Origin of the sequence: Flammeovirga sp. OC4 (assembly GCF_000812565.1) — a bacterium.
Lineage (GTDB): Bacteria > Bacteroidota > Bacteroidia > Cytophagales > Flammeovirgaceae > Flammeovirga.
The window spans coordinates 18,709-36,758 of record NZ_JTAM01000050.1; the positions used below are offsets into that span (position 1 = coordinate 18,709).

The 18,050-nt window shown below is 36.2% G+C and carries 13 protein-coding genes; 3 read left to right on the plus strand and 10 right to left on the minus strand.

The genetic code is table 11. The features are described from left to right. Window positions 1-27 precede the first annotated feature (27 nt). The 8 genes from PL77_RS20880 to PL77_RS20915 form a co-directional block, all read right to left on the minus strand. Window positions 28-1,464 carry a tagaturonate reductase gene (locus tag PL77_RS20880; RefSeq protein WP_044209825.1) on the minus strand — a complete coding sequence of 479 codons (1,437 nt, stop codon included), beginning with the start codon at window positions 1,462-1,464 and terminating at the stop codon, window positions 28-30. Between the two features lie 256 nt (window positions 1,465-1,720). After that, entirely contained in the window at window positions 1,721-3,370 is a 1,650-nt protein-coding gene (locus tag PL77_RS20885; protein ID WP_044209827.1) for a UxaA family hydrolase, read from the minus strand. Window positions 3,371-3,635: 265 nt separating this feature from the next. Continuing rightward, complete coding sequence (locus PL77_RS20890) at window positions 3,636-4,319, minus strand: bifunctional 4-hydroxy-2-oxoglutarate aldolase/2-dehydro-3-deoxy-phosphogluconate aldolase (RefSeq protein WP_044209831.1); 684 nt, start codon at window positions 4,317-4,319, stop codon at window positions 3,636-3,638. Between the two features lie 2 nt (window positions 4,320-4,321). After that, window positions 4,322-4,738 carry an L-rhamnose mutarotase gene (locus PL77_RS20895; protein WP_044209834.1) on the minus strand — a complete coding sequence of 139 codons (417 nt, stop codon included), beginning with the start codon at window positions 4,736-4,738 and terminating at the stop codon, window positions 4,322-4,324. Between the two features lie 9 nt (window positions 4,739-4,747). Continuing rightward, complete coding sequence (gene fucP / locus PL77_RS20900; RefSeq protein ID WP_082026663.1) at window positions 4,748-6,106, minus strand: L-fucose:H+ symporter permease; 1,359 nt, start codon at window positions 6,104-6,106, stop codon at window positions 4,748-4,750. Between the two features lie 94 nt (window positions 6,107-6,200). Next, window positions 6,201-7,232 carry a zinc-binding alcohol dehydrogenase family protein gene (locus PL77_RS20905; protein ID WP_044209836.1) on the minus strand — a complete coding sequence of 344 codons (1,032 nt, stop codon included), beginning with the start codon at window positions 7,230-7,232 and terminating at the stop codon, window positions 6,201-6,203. Window positions 7,233-7,237: 5 nt separating this feature from the next. After that, on the minus strand, window positions 7,238-8,188 hold the full coding sequence (locus PL77_RS20910; RefSeq protein WP_082026664.1) for an aldo/keto reductase: 951 nt from the start codon (window positions 8,186-8,188) through the stop codon (window positions 7,238-7,240). 88 nt (window positions 8,189-8,276) lie between these two features. After that, window positions 8,277-9,122 carry an amidohydrolase gene (locus PL77_RS20915; RefSeq protein ID WP_044209842.1) on the minus strand — a complete coding sequence of 282 codons (846 nt, stop codon included), beginning with the start codon at window positions 9,120-9,122 and terminating at the stop codon, window positions 8,277-8,279. A gap of 489 nt (window positions 9,123-9,611) precedes the next feature. Here PL77_RS20915 and PL77_RS20920 point away from each other — a divergent pair, with 489 nt between their 5' ends. Continuing rightward, window positions 9,612-10,613, plus strand: a complete 1,002-nt coding sequence (locus PL77_RS20920) for a LacI family DNA-binding transcriptional regulator (protein ID WP_044209844.1) — start codon at window positions 9,612-9,614, stop codon at window positions 10,611-10,613. 201 nt (window positions 10,614-10,814) lie between these two features. Beyond that, on the plus strand, window positions 10,815-11,540 hold the full coding sequence (locus PL77_RS20925; protein WP_044209917.1) for an SDR family oxidoreductase: 726 nt from the start codon (window positions 10,815-10,817) through the stop codon (window positions 11,538-11,540). Between the two features lie 82 nt (window positions 11,541-11,622). Here PL77_RS20925 and PL77_RS20930 read toward each other — a convergent pair whose 3' ends face one another. Further along, a complete protein-coding gene (locus tag PL77_RS20930; RefSeq protein WP_063769040.1) occupies window positions 11,623-13,827 on the minus strand; it encodes a SulP family inorganic anion transporter in 2,205 nt (734 codons plus the stop codon). Window positions 13,828-15,156: 1,329 nt separating this feature from the next. Here PL77_RS20930 and PL77_RS20935 point away from each other — a divergent pair. Further along, window positions 15,157-17,238, plus strand: coding sequence for a hypothetical protein (locus tag PL77_RS20935; RefSeq protein ID WP_052444604.1), 2,082 nt, complete (start codon window positions 15,157-15,159; stop codon window positions 17,236-17,238). A 187-nt stretch (window positions 17,239-17,425) separates the two neighbouring features. Here the strand turns inward: PL77_RS20935 and PL77_RS20940 are convergent, their stop codons facing one another. Then, window positions 17,426-17,995, minus strand: a complete 570-nt coding sequence (locus PL77_RS20940; protein ID WP_044209846.1) for a hypothetical protein — start codon at window positions 17,993-17,995, stop codon at window positions 17,426-17,428. Between the last annotated feature and the right edge of the window lie 55 nt (window positions 17,996-18,050).

The window sequence follows — 18,050 nt, forward strand, 5'->3', positions numbered from 1 at the left end:
CCCTACATATCACACCACTATTCACTTTTAAACGTATAGTTCGCTTTCCAATAAAGTCGTCACTCCTTCATTCAAAATAGCTTGAAGATAATGTGCAACGCCTTCATGTAATTGAGGAATGTCGTTTAGATCTTGATCCCAAAGTGTTTTGTAAGCCAATACTTGTTGTACCACTTCTTCTAATGAGATTTCTTTTGCTCCGTATTTTGCCCACACATTGCTCAACAATTCCAATACGTCAGCATTATCTACTGGTTGGAAATCATCGCTTGGTGCATAAAGCTTAATCAATGCAGCAAATGACATTAATAAATGCTTAGGTACTCTTCCCTTTTCATTATAAAAGCTAAGAATTGATGGTAAAACTCTTGTCTTGAATTTAGGGAAAGAGTTTAATGAAATACTCTTTAAGTAATGCTTGATGAATGGGTTTCTGAAACGATCCAATACATCATCCTTGAACTCTACCAATCCATCTGCTGGAGGAAGAGAAGGAATAATTTCTTCTGTAAGACAAGTATTAATGAATCTAGAAACTGTTTCGTTTTCTAAGTTTTCTCTTACCGTTTCAATTCCGGCTAATAAACCAACTGGTACCATTAAAGTATGTGCACCATTTAAGATTCTTACCTTACGCTCTCTATATGGGGCTTGGTTGTCTGTAACAACAATATTTAAACCTGCTTTTTCGAAAGGTAAAACTTCTTTGATTTTCTGATCACCTTCCAATACAAATAAATGGAACTGCTCCCCTTCAACCACTAATTGATCTTCAAAACCAAGGTCTTTCTGAATTTCTTCAATTCTATCTTTAGGATAACCTGGTACAATTCTATCTACTAATGTATTGTAGAATGTACATGCTTCTTTTACCCATGTCACAAAATCATCACCTAAGTTCCAGTCCTTCGCATACTGAAGGATAATTTCTTGTAATTTGACACCGTTTTTATCGATCAATTCACAAGGTAGGATGATTAAACCTTTGTCTTCAGCTCCCTTGAAATGAGTAAATCTACGGTATAAAAATGCTGTTAATTTACCAGGAAAACTCTCTTGAAGGTTCTCTAATTGATCTCCCTCTTTATAAACAATACCTGCTTCTGTAGTATTTGAGAAGACAAACTGTAATGTTTCAACTTCAGCTAATTTTAAGTAAGCATCAAAGTCCTCATAAGGATTAATCACTTCTTGAATACAATCCACCAACATTTGTTTGTTGATCAATTCACCCTTCTCAATACCATTTAATAATAAATGATATAAACCGTCTTGTGAAGCTAACAACTCACCTAAACCCTGAGGAATAGGTTGTACTACGGCTACACCTGCATCGAAATCAGATTGTACGTTCATCTCGTGAATCATCCAATCAATAAATGCTCTTAAAAAGTTACCTTCACCGAATTGTACCACTTTAATAGGGCGAGGATTTACTATTGCTGTTGTTCTATTTAGTTTCATGGCTATTGCTCTTTTTTTTAATCAATTCGAACTGTAAACTTTAAATGAAGTTTTACTCGACTGATGATTAGTGTTATCGTATAAATGCTATTGAAAAAGTATCAGAGAAGCGCCCCAACTTATAAAAATCTGGTGCAATGATAAATTCCTTGTTTCGAAATTGGTTTGATTTCAAAGTCGGGTAACTTCTCCAATACCCAATCACAAGTGCACAACGACATAACACTTGCGATATGGGGGTATCACAGTTGATATTTTATAATGAGATTCCTCTCTTCCATGGAATAAAGTCATCGTGACGCATTCTCATAGAATTGGTTTCAAGTTGACCACTTGCTACCTCTAAAAGGTAGTCTAACATTTTTGCTGCTTTCGTGGCAATTGTATCTTCTCCTGTAATCACTGATCCTGTATCAAAATCAATGATATCTTTCATACGCTCCGCTAAAATCGAGTTAGATGACACTTTGATTACTGGAGTAATCGGATTACCTGTTGGTGTTCCTAATCCAGTACTAAATGTAATCAAAGTTGCTCCTGATCCTGCTAATGCAGTTGTTGACTCTACATCATTACCTGGTGTGCAAAGCAAGTTCAATCCTTTCTTTGTCACTTGTTCTGTATAATCCAATACTTCAACGATTGGAGAGGATCCTCCTTTTTTAGCCGCCCCAGCTGATTTCATGGCATCAGTAATCAAACCATCTTTGATATTACCTGGAGAAGGGTTGGCATCAAAACCTGATCCTACAGCCTCTGCTCTGTGTTTATAGATGGCCATAAGGTCTACAAAACGTTGAGCATCTTTTTCTTCTACACAACGATCGGTTAGACTTTGCTCCACACCGTTTAATTCAGGAAATTCTGCCAAAATTGGTATTGCACCTAGTGCTACTAACATGTCTGAAACATACCCAATTACAGGATTGGCGGAAATGCCTGAGAAACCATCTGAACCACCGCATTCTAAACCTAAACGAAGTGCTGAAATTGGTGCTTCTTGACGTTCTACTTTGTTGGCCTCTACCAACCCTGCCATCGTGTATTTGACAATATTAGAAATGAAGTCTGTTTCGGATGAACTCTTTTGTTGCTCAACGTAATACACCGGTTTATCGAATTTGGGATTCACCTTTTTAATGGCATCCTGTAAAATTTCTACCTGTGCATTTTGGCAACCTAAACTTAAGAATGTGGCTCCTGCAACGTTAGGGTTGTTGAGGTAACCTGCCAACAGCTGGCAAAGCGTATCAGAATCTTGGCGAATACCACCACAACCGCCATCATGTAATAAGAACTTAATCCCATCTACATTTTTGAAAGCACGGTTTTTCTTTTGCTCTGCTAATGGAATCACGATGTCTTCATCAATCAATCCATTGCTGTCTGCTCCGTTTTCTATTTTTTGTAATAAACCATCGATATCCAGATCGTAATTTCTACCTTTTGAATACCCTAGTTTTTCTTCTAAAATCTCTTTGGCTGCTAAAACATTTCTATTTTCACAGAATACTAATGGCACCACTAACCACATGTTTTGTGTACCTATTTGTCCATCTGTTCTGTGATAACCCATAAAGGTTCTATTTTCAAAAGCAGAAACATCTGGCTTTACCCAATCTGTTTTACGCTCTCTTACTACCACATCACTAGCAGCATGTTTTACATTTTCAGTAGTCATTGCTTCACCTTTTTTAATCGGCTGAGTTGCTTTACCTACTAAAACACCATACATATATACTTCATCACCTTTAGCAAAATCCTTTAACGCAAATTTGTGCTTGCTTTTCACTGGACCTACCGTTGTAAGGTGTTGACCTTCAAAATTTATTTCTTCAGATGCTTCTAAATCTTTCAATGCCACCATTACGTTGTCCGTAGGGTGAACCATTAATACTTTATTCATCGTCTTTTAAACTTAATAATTTTTTTAACTAGAGGAATAAACTCATGTTTCTTGCACCATAGTTAAAACTATGGGCAGGTGTTAAAACAACCTATCAAGACTAAAGTCTTGAAAGTTGAAAACGGAGGCAACACTTTAGTGTTGGTGGAGTCAGTATCACTTGCCCATGACTTCAGTCATGGTGCACGGCATACTTTTTATTTAAAAGTGTCTCTCAGTTATGATAATTCTTGGCAGAGTCTTAAGACTCTGCCAAATTTTAGTTTTATACTGCTACTGTTCTTTCTTTGTAGTCTGCTACAAACTCCATTAGTGTTTGTAAACGTTCATAGGTTGCTTCGTAATCGTAACCCGCATCAGCTTTCACCAATAGCTTGTCACCAATACCTACACAACTTACTCCTACATCCAGCCAGCTTTTAATGTCTTCGATGGTCGGTGAAACACCACCCGTTGGCATCACATCCGTCCAAGGCATTGGGGCTTTTACTCCTTTTATAAACCCTTTAGCATCAAATGAATTCGCTGGGAAAATTTTCACCACCTCAGCTCCACATTCATGGGCGTTAGAAACTTCTGAAACTGTGGTACAACCTGGGAACCAAGCGATTTTTCTTCGGTTACAAATTTTACCAATTTCAGGGTTGAATAAAGGTGAAACGATAAAGTCCGCTCCGTTTTGAATGAAGATAGCTGCTGTAAATTCGTCTACGATAGATCCAATTCCTACAGCCATATCAGGAAACTCTGCTCTTACTACTTTGATCAATTCAATGAAGATTTGATCTGCTTGTTCCCCTCTATTTGTAAATTCAAAAACTCTGATCCCAGCTTTATAAGCCGTGCTAATTACTTCTAATGTAGTAGTTAGATCACTGTTGTAAAATACTGGAACAATAACTGTGGATTTCATCTTAGAAACCACCTCAATTCTTGAGAACTTTGCCATGATTATGCCTCTTGTGTTTGTTGAAGTTTAGAAATTTCTTTCACTTGCCCTGCCAATGCATCGTAGTCTTCTTCCTGTTCGATCTCATAGATACGTTCCATTAATTCCCACTTACTATCTGCATCTGCATCCGCATCGGCTACTTGAAAACGGGATACAAAAGTTTCCCATTCCGATTGTCTTGGTTTCGTAGCCAATTCCTTCATTCTTGCCTCATGGTCAAAATCTGCCACCGTATCCATAATCATGAATAACTGATTTTTGTGGAGATAAATTTCCATATCAAGAATACCTACTTCTTTCATGCCTTCAGTGATTTCTTTCCATGCTTGTCCTTTAGCATGTACTTTTTTATAATCTTCAATCAAGGAAGGATCGTTCGCTAATGAAAGCGTTTTACAATATCTTTTGAACTGCATCTTCAATGCTTATTTCGTCGTTAAAAATCTTCTGTAGCCAAACACTGCAATGACACAGAAACAAATTAATGGTAAACCGAATGAAACGTTTACGGCTGGTAATCCCATGATCTCTCCGCTGTCGATAATAGCTCCTTGTAATGGTGGCATCAATGCTCCACCTACAATGGCCATTACTAAACCAGCAGCTCCAAACTCTGCATCTTTATCCAAGCCTTCTAAAGCAATACCGTAAATGGTAGGGAACATTAATGACATGAAAATAGAAGTTCCAATCAAGGCGTATAAACCAATATCTCCTCCTACAAAAATGGTCACTGTCATCATTCCAATTCCTCCCAATGCGAACACTGCCAATAACATTGATGCTTTCACAAAACGCATTAAGATGGTTGCTATAAATCGGCCAGATAAGAAAAGTACCATGGCGATAATATTAAAAGACTGTGCTTCTGCTTTAGTATATCCAATGTTTTCTGCATACTGGATAATGAAAGTCCAACACATGATCTGTGCTCCTACATAAAAAATCTGAGCTACAACACCTTCTCTATAAGTCACATTGAAAAGCAAGCGCTCTAATGTTTCTGCTAAACTGAAGTTTTTATCCTTCTCATTCGTTACCGGAATTTTAGTTACTGCAATCACTACTGCTACTGCAATCACCACTAGACCAAGCATTACGTAAGGATCTCGGATGACCATTAAATCATGTGCTCTAATGATCGCTTTCTCCGTTTCAGGCAAGGTTGAATAAACCAAGCTTCCATCCACTGCTTTCTCTGCTGAGTTAAGTTTTGACAGGATAAACTGCTGTGCAACAAACATACCCGTCAAAGACCCGATAGGGTTGAATGACTGTGCTAAGTTTAATCTTCGTGTTGAAGTCTCCTTTGAACCTAATGAAAGGATCAAAGGGTTGGCTGTGGTTTCTAAAAATGCCAATCCAAAAGTCAGGATATAATATGAGGCTAAGAAGAAACCAAACATTTGGAATTGTGCTGCTGGATAGAACAATAGTGCTCCAATAGCATACAATGCCATACCAAATAAAATCACTTTCTTGTAAGAATACTTTTTGATAAGAATTGCTGCCGGCAATGCCATCGTAAAGTAACCGCCATAAAAGGCAAACTGTACAAATGATGCTTTAAAATTGGAAATTTCCATGACCGTTTTAAAGGCTGACACCATTGGATTGGTGATATCATTTGCAAATCCCCATAGTGCGAATAAACTCGTAATCAACACAAAAGGGATAAAATATTTTTTCTCAATAACTTTCTGATTGTCAGATGAAGGAACAGGGTGCTCTCCTTGTTCATCTTTCTTCTTTAAATCGATATCATCAACTGTAATATTGCTCATTGTTAGTAAATTATGTGTACGTCGTATTTTTAGTTAGGGAAATGTTGAGGAGTTTCGTAGAAGGGTAGACACACAGGCCTACCCCTACTTACACCTATGAAAGTGTTAACATTGCTTTGATCACTCCTGTTTCTGGCTTTAACCAGCTATCAAAATGACCCGCTATTTCTGTGAATAACACCTTATGTGTAATCCAAGGATTTGTATCGATTTGATTGTTTTCGATCATTTCTATGATTTGATCGAAATCAGATGGCAATGAGTTTCTACTTGCCATGATTGTTAATTCCTTTTTGTGGAAATAAGGATCGTGGAAAGAGAAGTCGCCTGGGAATAAACCTACAAATACTATACGACCTGCAGCCGCTGTAAATTGTAATGTATTGGCCATTGAATGCTTATTACCTGTAGCATCAATTACTACTGTTGGAAGATTACCATCAAACTGAGCACGAATTCTTTTTTCTGTCTCAGCAACCTCTTGATGTACTTCTACAGTACCATCTACTTTGATATGCTTGTCGCAGAAGTCTAAACGGCTTTGGTTGATGTCCATCATAACTGTTTTTGCTCCTGCTGCCATCGCAAACTGACAAGCTCCCATTCCGATAGGGCCTGCACCAATTACAACTACTGTATCATCCGCATTTACTCTTGCTCTATTTACAGCGTGACATCCAATACTCAATGTCTCCACTAAAGCTAGTTGATCGTAACTTAGTTTTTTAGAAACGTGAAGGTATTGTGCTGGAATTTTGAAATACTCTCTCATTCCACCGTCTTCATGTACACCAAATACTGAAATATTTTCACCGCAGTTTGTAAAACCTCTTTCTACAGCGTGATCTTGCGTTTTATTAAAATAAGGTTCTACAGAACACTTATCACCCACTTCCACATTTGTAACATCATCGGCGATTTTGATGACTTCCACTCCTAACTCATGTCCTAAAATTCTAGGATAAGTAAAGAATGGCTGCTTACCAGTGTAAGCGTGTAAGTCAGTACCGCAAATACCAATTCTATGTACTTTTACTAAAGCTTCTCCTGCGTTTAAAGTTTCTTGTGGACGTTCCATCTCACTTACTTCAAACTCACCAGGTTTATTTAAAATTATCGTTTTCATTTTTCTTACTTATAGATACAGTTTGTAATTTGATTAAATAGGTCTTCAGATAGAGATCCTTTATTCCAACAATCAACAGTAGATTCAATCTGTGCAATCTTTCTAGAACCAACTACTACTCTTGAAGCTTCTTTTACAGACATCAGATAACGTAATGACAACTCCGCTATATCCATATTATTCTCATCTGCAATCTTTTTAATCTCTATTGCTGTATCCACATCCTTATTAGAGATCCACTCATTGTTTGGCCTTTCCTCACAAAGCTTGTCAAAACGAGCTCCCAAAAGTCCCATGTGCAAAGCAGAAGCTGCATAATAAGCAATGTTGTTTTCTTGGAAATAAGGAATGTCTTTTTCAAAAGCTGACATATTACAAGCATCCATTTTCATAAAGCCGGATACTACATCAAAAATGCCCGACTCAAAGAAAGGATAGAAATCGTCTACGGGATTACCTCCTACACCAATCTTTTTGGCCATTCCTTGCTCCTTGATATAAGAAAGCGTTTCTACAATATCATCTTGCTTATCATAAGGTAACATATGAGGTTCGTGCAAGAACAATACGTCTACATAGTCTACGTTCAATTTTTCTAAACTATTTTCCATGCTTTTCAACATAGTATCTCTTGTATAGTCTAGCTTGAACTCGTCTGCTTTTTCAGCGAAAAGACGGCCAATTTTAGTTGAGATAAATGGACGTTCACCGTTCCACTGCTTTAGTGCCTTTCCTACAAACTCTTCCGATCTGTTGTAAGAAGGAGCTGTATCTAAAGTACTTATACCATTTTCTAAAGCACTTAAGATAACTTTTACCGACTCTTCTTCTTCTACTGCTCCCCAAACTCCTCCAAGTCCAGAGCAACCTAAAACTAATCGTGATCCGTGTGAAAATCCATAATTATCCTTGTTAGCGTCTGCTTGATAATTTGGTTTAGTTAGTGTATTTATCATTTCAAAAACTCTTATTATTATTAAAAGTATAGATGTGAATCAATTTCTGATTTATTGAACCTAAGTTAGGCTTATGAAAAAGGCTGAATTAAACGACCTCTTCCTTGTTGACTAGATTATAAAACTGTGATACATTCTCTCCCAACACCTTAGCCTTATCTTCTTCGTTTGTGAAATAGTTTTCCACAATTTGCATCACTGTAGTGTACTCCCCTGCCAACTTACATACAGGCCAATCTGAACCTATCATTACTCTTTCTACTCCAAAAGCATCGACCACCACTTTGATATACTGATGAAGCTCTTGCTCTGTCCAATTTTGCCAATCCGCTTCAGTGACCATACCCGAAAGTTTACAGTATACATTATCATGCTTAGCAATAGCTTCTATATCTTCCTTCCATGGAGAGAAATTACCTTCTTTAATTTCCGGCTTTGCAATATGATCGATTACAAAAGGTTGCTGAGGGAATTTTTTCACCAACTCTAATGCATAAGGAAGGTGTTTAGGGAATATTAGAATATCGTATGTCAAATTAAACTCCGCTAAAGCTTCAATCCCTTTCAGGAAATCTTCCTGCAACATAAATTGATCATCTGCCTCATCTTGCAATACATGACGAACTCCCTTAAAGTCAGAGAATTGAGAAAAGTAACTTAATCTTTCTCTAATATTGCTATGACGAAGATTTACCCAACCTACTACACCTAGTATAAAAGGATTAACACTTGCTTCCGATAATAAAAATTGCGTTTCTTTTTCCGTCTGACTTGCTTGTACGGCAACACATCCACTATAGCCCGCTTTTTCCATTTCCTTCCATAAATCTTTAGGAAGAAAGTCTTGTTTCAAGACCGACATCGAGTCATCAATCCATGCGTGTTCTACTGGAGAATACTTCCACAGATGATGGTGTGCATCAATTTTTTTCATACGTTTATCAGAGTAATATCTATTACCTAATTCAAGTTTAATTGAGGAGTGCCAATGAAAGGTAAAGTTGGAAGAAGTTGTTCTGCTTCTACCTCAAAACACAAGGTATGATGAGTCATTTTGTGCTAAGATTTTTATCCAATTCTTCTTTGCCACATCTGTTAATTAGTACTTGATTTAGTTTTAAATTATATCTATCATTTCATAGAAAGCAATTGTATTACCTTCTCTTTTTGCCAATTGTTTTCACCAACAATACAAATGTATAATCAACACTAACACAAAAAAAGTTTAACGTTTGCGCAAGTGTTTAAACTAATATTTCAGACCTTTACATTGTTCGTATTTTAGTATTTTATGAAATGGTTTTTGTAATGGTTCTTGAGCTACATTTACTTTTGACACTACAAACAGCACTTTTCAATTGAAGTTTTAGCTCGATACAAACCATTAAAAATGATCTGATCAACTGCATATAGAAACAATAGTATGAAAACAAAGGGAAGTATAACGATAAAAGACTTGGCAAAGGAACTTGGAGTTTCTCCAACAACCATCTCAAGAGCGTTGAATGGTGGAGAACGTATTTCCGAAAAAACAAGAAAGAAAGTAGAAGAACTGGCTAAAAAATATAATTATCGCCCCAATATGGTGGCAAGGAACTTACAAAAGCAATCGACAAAAACGGTTGGAGTCATCATCCCTGAATTCAATCATAACTTTTTCTCCATGATGTTGCATGGTGTGGAAGAAGTGGCCCGAACATTAGGTTACCAAATGATGATCACTACATCCGGACGAAATTATGAACAGGAAAAAAAAGCTTGTTTTTCTATGGCGGATGCTAAAGTAGATGGAATTTTGATTGCTTTGTCTCAAGACATGGAAGATTACTCCTACTTGAATGATATCAGAGATGAAGGAATTCCTATTGTACTCTTAGATCGTATTTGTGAAGATATTGATACTTCTGTAGTTATTACTGACGACTTTTCAGGAGCCTTTAAAGCTGTTGATTATTTATTAGATAAAGGACATCGTAAAATTCTTCATATGAAAGGGGATGAGGGTATTTCTACTACCTTCAACCGTTATATGGGATACGTAGAGGCTTTCAAAAGAAAAAACCTCAAATTTGATCAAGATTTGGTGATCAGCGGTAATTTAAAACACAACCCCAAAGATGCCCTAAAAGAAAAACTACTTTCCAATAATGCTCCTACAGCAATATTTGCCTCTAGTGATTACCTTGCTTTTATGGCATTAGAAACCATTTCTACATTAGGTCTGAAAGTACCTGAAGATATTGCCATTATTGGTTATGCGGACGAACCTATTTCAAGATACTCTACTCCTAAACTTTCAACTATCAAACAGCCTTCTTTTGAGATGGGAAAGAAAGCATTGGAACTATTATTTGAGTATGAGAAACAAGATGAACATAAACATATGGTCATTGATACTGAATTGGTTGTTAGAGAAAGTTGTTGATTTCCATTTTAAGACAATCACAAAGCCTAAATACTTTTATTTTCAAAGTCGAGGAACGTACTACCTTTGATAGTCAAATTACAAATTCTACAGGTAATTCATTGTTTTGTAATAATTTCCTAAATAACAAAGAATACACCCAAATCCATTTATCTTTGTCCACAACTATACACCTAATTCAATTCAAAGATAAATATGACAATGAAAAATTTAGAAGGTAAAACAGCTATCATTACTGGAGGTGGTACTGGCGTAGGAAAAGCCATTGCTCGTCAATTGGTCAATGAAGGAGTGAATGTGATCCTTGCTTCAAGGAGTAAAGAACATCTCGAACCTACAGCCCAGGAACTGAATACTCTTGGAAAAGGTAAAGCGATCGCGCTCTCGTTAGATGTACGTAAGAAAGCCAACTGTATGGAAGTCGCTCAGCAAACTGTAAAGGAATTTGGGGCTATAGACTTTTTAGTCAACAATGCAGGACTTGGCGTTGGAAGTTTGATTCAAGACACCACGGAGGACGATTGGGATATGGTGATTGATACCAATTTAAAAGGTACGTTTTTCATGATGCAAGCAGTCCTTCCAACAATGATCAAACAACAATCTGGCTGTATTTTGAATATTGCCTCTCAAGCCGCCAAACGAGGGTACGCTCAAGCGGGGCCTTATTGTGCCTCTAAATTTGGTGTGGTGGGATTAGCGGATGCTCTTCAAGAAGAAGTATACGAGCATGGTATTTTGGTACATAGCCTTAATCCCGCTTTAATACAGACTCCATCTCCTACAAAAGAAGAAGATAGAAATTATGATGTACTTCAAGTAGAAGATCTAGCAGAAACAGTTGCATTCGTTTTCAAGATGCCAGATCGAGTGAAGATCGATGACATTGGGTTATATGCTCGACCAAAGGGAAGAACTAGAACTTAATTTTATCAATTGAAACATTAAAAAAGGGATTCCAAAACAAAGTTCTGGAACCCCTTACAATATATAAATGTATTCTAAATTATTATTTCACTTTTTGAGCTTCTTCCAACCTCTTCTTTACCACTTCTGAAGCTAATTGATCGACATAAGATAACATTTCTTCTAGTGCATCCCCTTCAGGAATCACTTCCCACTCTTTATGAACTAGCATCTCTCTACGCTTACATTCAATACTGTAAGGGTTTTCTGCTATGATATGAGTGACTTCTGGAGTGAAGAATGAATCTACTAATTGTTTATTATTACCAAAGACGTTGAATGGCATACCATTCGATTTCGGCATAAAATCAAAATCATATTGTCTTACAAGGTCAAATAATTCACCTTTATCTTTAGTATAGAAATCTGGAATACCACCTTTGGCAATATTGAAAATTAAGGCGATGGTCGCCGTTCTATTCTCCGTTGAGAAATCACTTACGTTGACGTAGGTGATATCACAAATCATGAAACTGTAATGCTCTCTGGTCCCCAAGATAAAGTTCTTTGCTCTACGTAATCTTGACAAGATAGAGAAGGCACTCAAGTAAGGTCTCACAAAAGAGGGGCTTAAGTTGGCCTCAAAGTCAAGCTCATGTCTTAGTGCCATATTTTGAATGGTACCCGCACGTTTTGATAATTCATATTGAGGAGTAGCCTGATGATATGGATTCGTCACTAACCTACGCGAGGCCAAGTGATGTTGTGATTGGAAGTGATGGTTTTCGAAACCTACTTTTATCAACTCTCCACCTTCTTTTGTAAACTTATTCTGAATGTTGTGAATATTATTCAAGAATGTATGATCAATAAAGTACGACTCACTGAAGTCAAGTACAATCTTTTGATTTTTAGGTTGAGCATCAATTAGCGTCTTAAACTTAAGGTAATTGATAAATGATGCTATACCAGTAAACTTGATGACTAAACCATCTTCTGAAGCAGAAACCTGAGTTTTAAGATCAAACATTTCTTTCAGTTTCACTCCTTGTACAAGTTCAATCGCTACTTTCAATGCAATACCTGCTGCAACACCTACGAGAAGGTCCGTCAACAAAGTAACAATCAAGGTAGTCAAGAACTGTAATAATTGGTCTAAACCAATACTGTTGATTTTTTTGAACTCCTTAGGAGATGCTAACTTCAACCCAGTGAAAACAAGCATTGCTGCTAATGCTGCGTTCGGGATCGTTTTAATCACCGCTGCTGCAAGAAGAACAAAAAGGAATAAGAAAAGACCATGGTAGAAATTACTCATTCTTCCTTTCGCTCCTGCATTGATGTTGGCTGAACTTCTTACGATTTCTGAGATCATTGGCAAACCACCAATCAAACCTGCGATTGTGTTACCGATACCTACGGCTACCAAATCTTTGTTTAGGTTCGTTACTCTACCTTTAGGGTCTAAGGCATCTACCGCTTTGGCACTCAATACCGATTCTATACTTCCAACCAAAGCAAACATCAATACATATTTGAAAGATGTATACGTTAAAAGTTGAGAGAAATCAGGAAAAGTAATACCACTTAAGAAACTGTCAGGAAGTACTACTAAAAATTGAGTTGGATTTATATCGTAGTCAAATGAGCCAACGCTGTAACTATGTTCATTTGATAAATTAAAGACGAAGCCTAACGGAATAGCTACTAATAAAATAAGTAGAGGTGCAGGTAATTTCTTTATTGTTGCATTTTTAACGTAAGGGTGACCAAAGAGTAAGGCCAAACTTAAAACACCAATTACTGCTACCTTAGGATTGAGATGTAATATACTATGTGGTATTTCAGCTAATAATCCCCAAGGAGATTTTGCTTCAGGTACCACTCCCATTATCACATGAATCTGCTTACTTATGATAATCACACCGATTGCTGCCAACATACCCCTAATCACTGAGATAGGGAACATATCTCCCATTTTACCAAACTTTGCGAAGCCCATGAGAATCTGAAGTACACCAGAAACTACAATAACCGCCAAAGTAAGTTGATAACCCAAAATTGGATCGTCGCCACCCAAATCTTCAACTGCATTAATTGCTATGGCAATCAACCCTGCCGCTGGACCTTTGATGGCCAAAGGTGCTTTCGATAAGAAGGTGACAATTAGTCCTCCAATAATAGCCGTGTAAATACCCGCAATAGGTGGGAAACCACTAGCTTTTGCAATACCCAAACAAAGTGGTAGTGCAATTAGAAAGACTAAAAAACCAGAGATGAAGTTGGACTTGATGGATTTGCTAATCATTATTTCTTAATCATAATTTCAAAACTGAGCTCAAAATTCTTAAATCCTTTTCACATTAATAGCATAAATACTATTAATAGATTTTATGATACATATTAAAATAATTAATGAATTACATTATTAGGTTCCTATGATCTGGTCGATATTAACACTTAAAACAATGTATTTCAGTGTTATCTTAAGCACAGTTTTATAATAATTTACACAACACATAAACTAAATTTCAATTAACATTTTTTTATGATAATTGAAATGAATGAACCTTCATATAAAAAATTCTCTCTAAAATGATCGGTTTTACTAAGATTTTTTCATTGGAGAGGTAACATACAATCTGAACCAAGTTCATCAAAAATAAGTTCACTACAGGTAAAATTTGATTGCTCAATGGTTTCGATTTAAAATATTTGCAGATGAAATATGTTTTTATCAAAAGGTTAAAATTGATTAATTCTGTAAATAATTTAGGGAGCCAATTATAGGTGGTATTTACACCTCATGAAGCGTGGTAAATCAATATTTGCATCACAATTAAAATAGTTTCAATACATTGTAAACTAAATTATCGTCAACTTTTTATCGGCCTTTCTGCAAGCATTTATAGGATCTACTTTCAAACTTCCTTCTTCTTCATTTTTGTCTTAACACAAAAACGAAGCAAAAAAGTCAAGGCTTAGAAGTCAAAAGCTAAATTCCATTTCACTCGCCTAAATGATTTTAAACTCGCTAAAGCTCGAACAAGAAAATCATTTTTAACGGCTCATTCCATAAAATTCTTAACGCTTTTCCCTTCAAGGCCGAGGAAGATACTACTAAATGATGGTCTGATTACAGATCAAAAGACAAAGGTTTTATAATAATCTTCTAGAATGCAGTGCTGTAGGGACGTTGCATTGCAACGTCCTCGCGAACCACAAAACACTACTATTTAACCTTCATAAAAGTAATTACATTAGTTAACTAAAATTTAGTTTACAGCGTATTCAACCATCCAATTCTATAAAAAACACTGAATTTCTCCTAACGTTACCCATGGTTGCTAACACTTTGAAATAAGTCCAAAAAATGTTGCTTTTAATAGCAAAACACCTGTTTTTAATCAGAAACGTATTCTCAGCAATATAAATAATATCTAGAGCAACATCGTATTTTCAACCTCCACCTAATTTTACTTCAGTTAATTTAATCTATGTGTGATTCATTAAAGCACTCACTAAAATTTACTTTACCATCATAAGTTTATTATTTCCCCTATCCCCGTAAGCTTATGATGGAAGCATGTTGAAGTGACCAATGCTATTGTAATCACCAAATCAGAACTCAATAGTTATGAAAAGAAATGATAAATTCATACGTCTATTGATGGTCCTTTTTTTATCTATAGGAACATTTTTTACGTATGCCAATCCGATCAAGAATGCTGCTCTAACAGTAATTGAAAATAATAAAATCAAAGTAACGGTAGATGAAAAAACAGGTTCATTTACAGTGCTGGAAAAAACGACAAATCATTTATGGGAAGCTGATCCATGGGTGAAAGCAGCAGGTCTTTTGACTATTAAAAATCAAGGGAAATTAGAAAATTTAAATATCTCATCCAGTAAAAAAATAGACGTTGAACAAATAGGAAATGATAAAGTAAAACTTTCATTTGTTAACCCTGCTTTTGAAAACGGTGAAGTAGCAAAAGGTGTGTCGATCAATACCGAATTAAGATTGAAAGATGGCATTTTGGAAGTGGAAGTGATGTCTGTTGAAAAAGGAGAGTATAATGTCACTGAATTAAGATACCCTACTAGAGCATTTAGTTTAGAAACGGATGTTGACAAAGGTGCAGCCGTTATCCCTCAAAAACAAGGTGTCATTTGCCCTTCTTATATTTCGCCTATGAACGGTGGATCTTTCTGTATGTGGGACGATGCAACTTACTACAGAAAGACAAGCGGAAAGTTACCCTTATTCAACAACGGCATTGGGTTAACGATGCCTTGGTGGGGAACGCATACTGAAAAAACAGCAGTGGTAGGTATTGTTGATGTTTCAGCTAGACCTGATATGTTTTACAATATCAACAACAACGGTCAGTATTTATTTAATAGCAAAGGTGTAATGTCACCTTACAAAAGAATTGCATTCTTAGATCCAGTTTGGAAAATCAATAGAGAAAATGAACGTAAGATGATCAGCTATGAGTTTATTCCAAACGGAAATCATGTTGATATGGCCAAAGCTTACAGAAAAGAAGCTATTAAAGATGGATATTTTGTTTCGTTGAAAGATAAAGCGAAAAGAGATCCGAATGTCAATAAATTGCAAGGTGCTATTTATATGGGTGTTTATGGTGGATACCCTCACTATGTGGAAATGCCAGGTATGGCTTTTACTTTTAAAGAGCTTCAAGACATTATCAAAACAACGCACGATGAACTAGGTGTTGACAATGCATTTTTCCATGCTTGGGGAGTATTCTCTAACTTTGTTCCCAATTGCTGGCCTATCAACGAAAACCTTGGTGGTGTAAAAGGATTGAAAAAAGCGGTTGATCTTACAAAAAAATACGGTTACCTCTACTCTTCGTACCACGCTTACTCTGCCACTTTAGAAAACGACCCTGAATTCAATACAGATTTATTCGCAAGAGATAAAGAAGGAAAATTAAGAAATACAGGTAGCCGATGGGCCAATATTGATCAAAATAAACAATTAGGTTTAGCACAAAAGAGCTTACATAAAGAAATTGCGGCTTTAGAATTAGAAGCCGATATCACTGATATCTCTTTTGCTACTTTCCCTGATGAAGACAATACGGGTTTATTTAACCTTGCCAAATACATTGATTCTTTAAACTTAGTCAATGGTACGGAACACGGTCAACAACAGTTCATTCCTTACTTCGATATGTTTGAAGGATTAACGTACCTTCCAAACCCGAACTTAGTACAATTCTCACACAGAGCACCTTTGTTTAATTTAGTATATCATGATGCCATTGCGATCTTCGGTAAGATTCAGGACCCTGATAACCAAATTTCAATTAATGGTGATTTTAGAGTAAAATCGTTAAGAAATATTCTCTTCGGTATGGGTACTACTATTTTCTTCTCTCCTTATGAGTTTGATGGAATGAAAGAAATGATTCGTATTGCAAACCAAGTGGTAAGCCCAGTAAACAGAGAAACTTTCTTTGCTGAACTTACTAATCATGAATACATCAGCGACGATTTTAAATTACAGCGTTCAAACTTCTCTTCAGGTACTGAAGTAATTGTGAATTTAGGGCCTGTTAAGCAAGCTACTAAAGAAGGTGAAATGATTCCAGGATATGGTTATAAGGTCACTTTCAGTGATGGTAGAGTAGCACAAGGAAGCTTTAACTTGTCTTACAATGCATCTCCTACGAAAAAGATATAAAACACACTTTTATAGATGATGATTATGGGTAGTCAACAAGTAAAATTGTTGGCTACTCTTTTTTTTAGACATAATAAAAAATTAGACCTTCTGACTTCGGCTAAAGTTACAATAGTCGAAGCCAGAAGAATATGGCCCGATCAAGTAACAACAGATTGAAACTCGATATTAATAAACCAACTTAATCTTAGAAAAAGCGAATAGTTTGAATTTTTGAACCCGCTTTAAATTTAGATTCCATCAAAGGTGTATAATCACTATCAAAATTTACCTCCTCAACATAGTCTTCACCATTCAGCAAAAATTGTGTTGATTTTAAAGTCTTTGTATCAATAACATACATATCGCTGATATAAGTATACCACAAATTGTAATCGGCATATTTTTCAATAAATGTCTCTACCGTTGAACCTACACCTACTCCCTTTGCTGTTTTGTATTTTGGAGAAAGCACTACAATCTCAGCAATTGTATCATTAAAGGCTCCCGTGGTACCATCATATTCCGTAGTGATTTTTACTAATGCCTCTCCATCTGTACTAAACAAATAGTAAGGATCTTTCATGTCACCATCTGGAGTACTGATTACATCAAACTTTTCTTCTATTTTGTAGAATAGCCCTCTTGCATTCACCAAAGGAAGTTCTTCTCCTACCTTAAAAATCCCAGCCTGATTTTCTTGAATTAGGAACTCCTCTTGACTGTAAGAGTAGTTACTCACTATCATTAAAGCAAGAGCAAAAATTAGTTGTTTCATCTGTTCTTTTAGTAATTTATTATATTAAGCGGCCTTAAATGTAATTGAAATTTAT

Excerpts from the sequence above, each read along its gene's own strand:
- PL77_RS20880 (WP_044209825.1), bottom strand. The coding sequence starts at position 1,464 with ATGAAACTAAATAGAACAACAGCAATAGTAAATCCTCGCCCTATTAAA.
- PL77_RS20885 (WP_044209827.1), bottom strand. The coding sequence starts at position 3,370 with ATGAATAAAGTATTAATGGTTCACCCTACGGACAACGTAATGGTGGCA.
- PL77_RS20890 (WP_044209831.1), bottom strand. The coding sequence starts at position 4,319 with ATGGCAAAGTTCTCAAGAATTGAGGTGGTTTCTAAGATGAAATCCACA.
- PL77_RS20895 (WP_044209834.1), bottom strand. The coding sequence starts at position 4,738 with ATGCAGTTCAAAAGATATTGTAAAACGCTTTCATTAGCGAACGATCCT.
- fucP (WP_082026663.1), bottom strand. The coding sequence starts at position 6,106 with ATGAGCAATATTACAGTTGATGATATCGATTTAAAGAAGAAAGATGAA.
- PL77_RS20905 (WP_044209836.1), bottom strand. The coding sequence starts at position 7,232 with ATGAAAACGATAATTTTAAATAAACCTGGTGAGTTTGAAGTAAGTGAG.
- PL77_RS20910 (WP_082026664.1), bottom strand. The coding sequence starts at position 8,188 with ATGATAAATACACTAACTAAACCAAATTATCAAGCAGACGCTAACAAG.
- PL77_RS20915 (WP_044209842.1), bottom strand. The coding sequence starts at position 9,122 with ATGAAAAAAATTGATGCACACCATCATCTGTGGAAGTATTCTCCAGTA.
- PL77_RS20920 (WP_044209844.1), top strand. The coding sequence starts at position 9,612 with ATGAAAACAAAGGGAAGTATAACGATAAAAGACTTGGCAAAGGAACTT.
- PL77_RS20925 (WP_044209917.1), top strand. The coding sequence starts at position 10,815 with ATGAAAAATTTAGAAGGTAAAACAGCTATCATTACTGGAGGTGGTACT.
- PL77_RS20930 (WP_063769040.1), bottom strand. The coding sequence starts at position 13,827 with ATGATTAGCAAATCCATCAAGTCCAACTTCATCTCTGGTTTTTTAGTC.
- PL77_RS20935 (WP_052444604.1), top strand. The coding sequence starts at position 15,157 with ATGAAAAGAAATGATAAATTCATACGTCTATTGATGGTCCTTTTTTTA.
- PL77_RS20940 (WP_044209846.1), bottom strand. The coding sequence starts at position 17,995 with ATGAAACAACTAATTTTTGCTCTTGCTTTAATGATAGTGAGTAACTAC.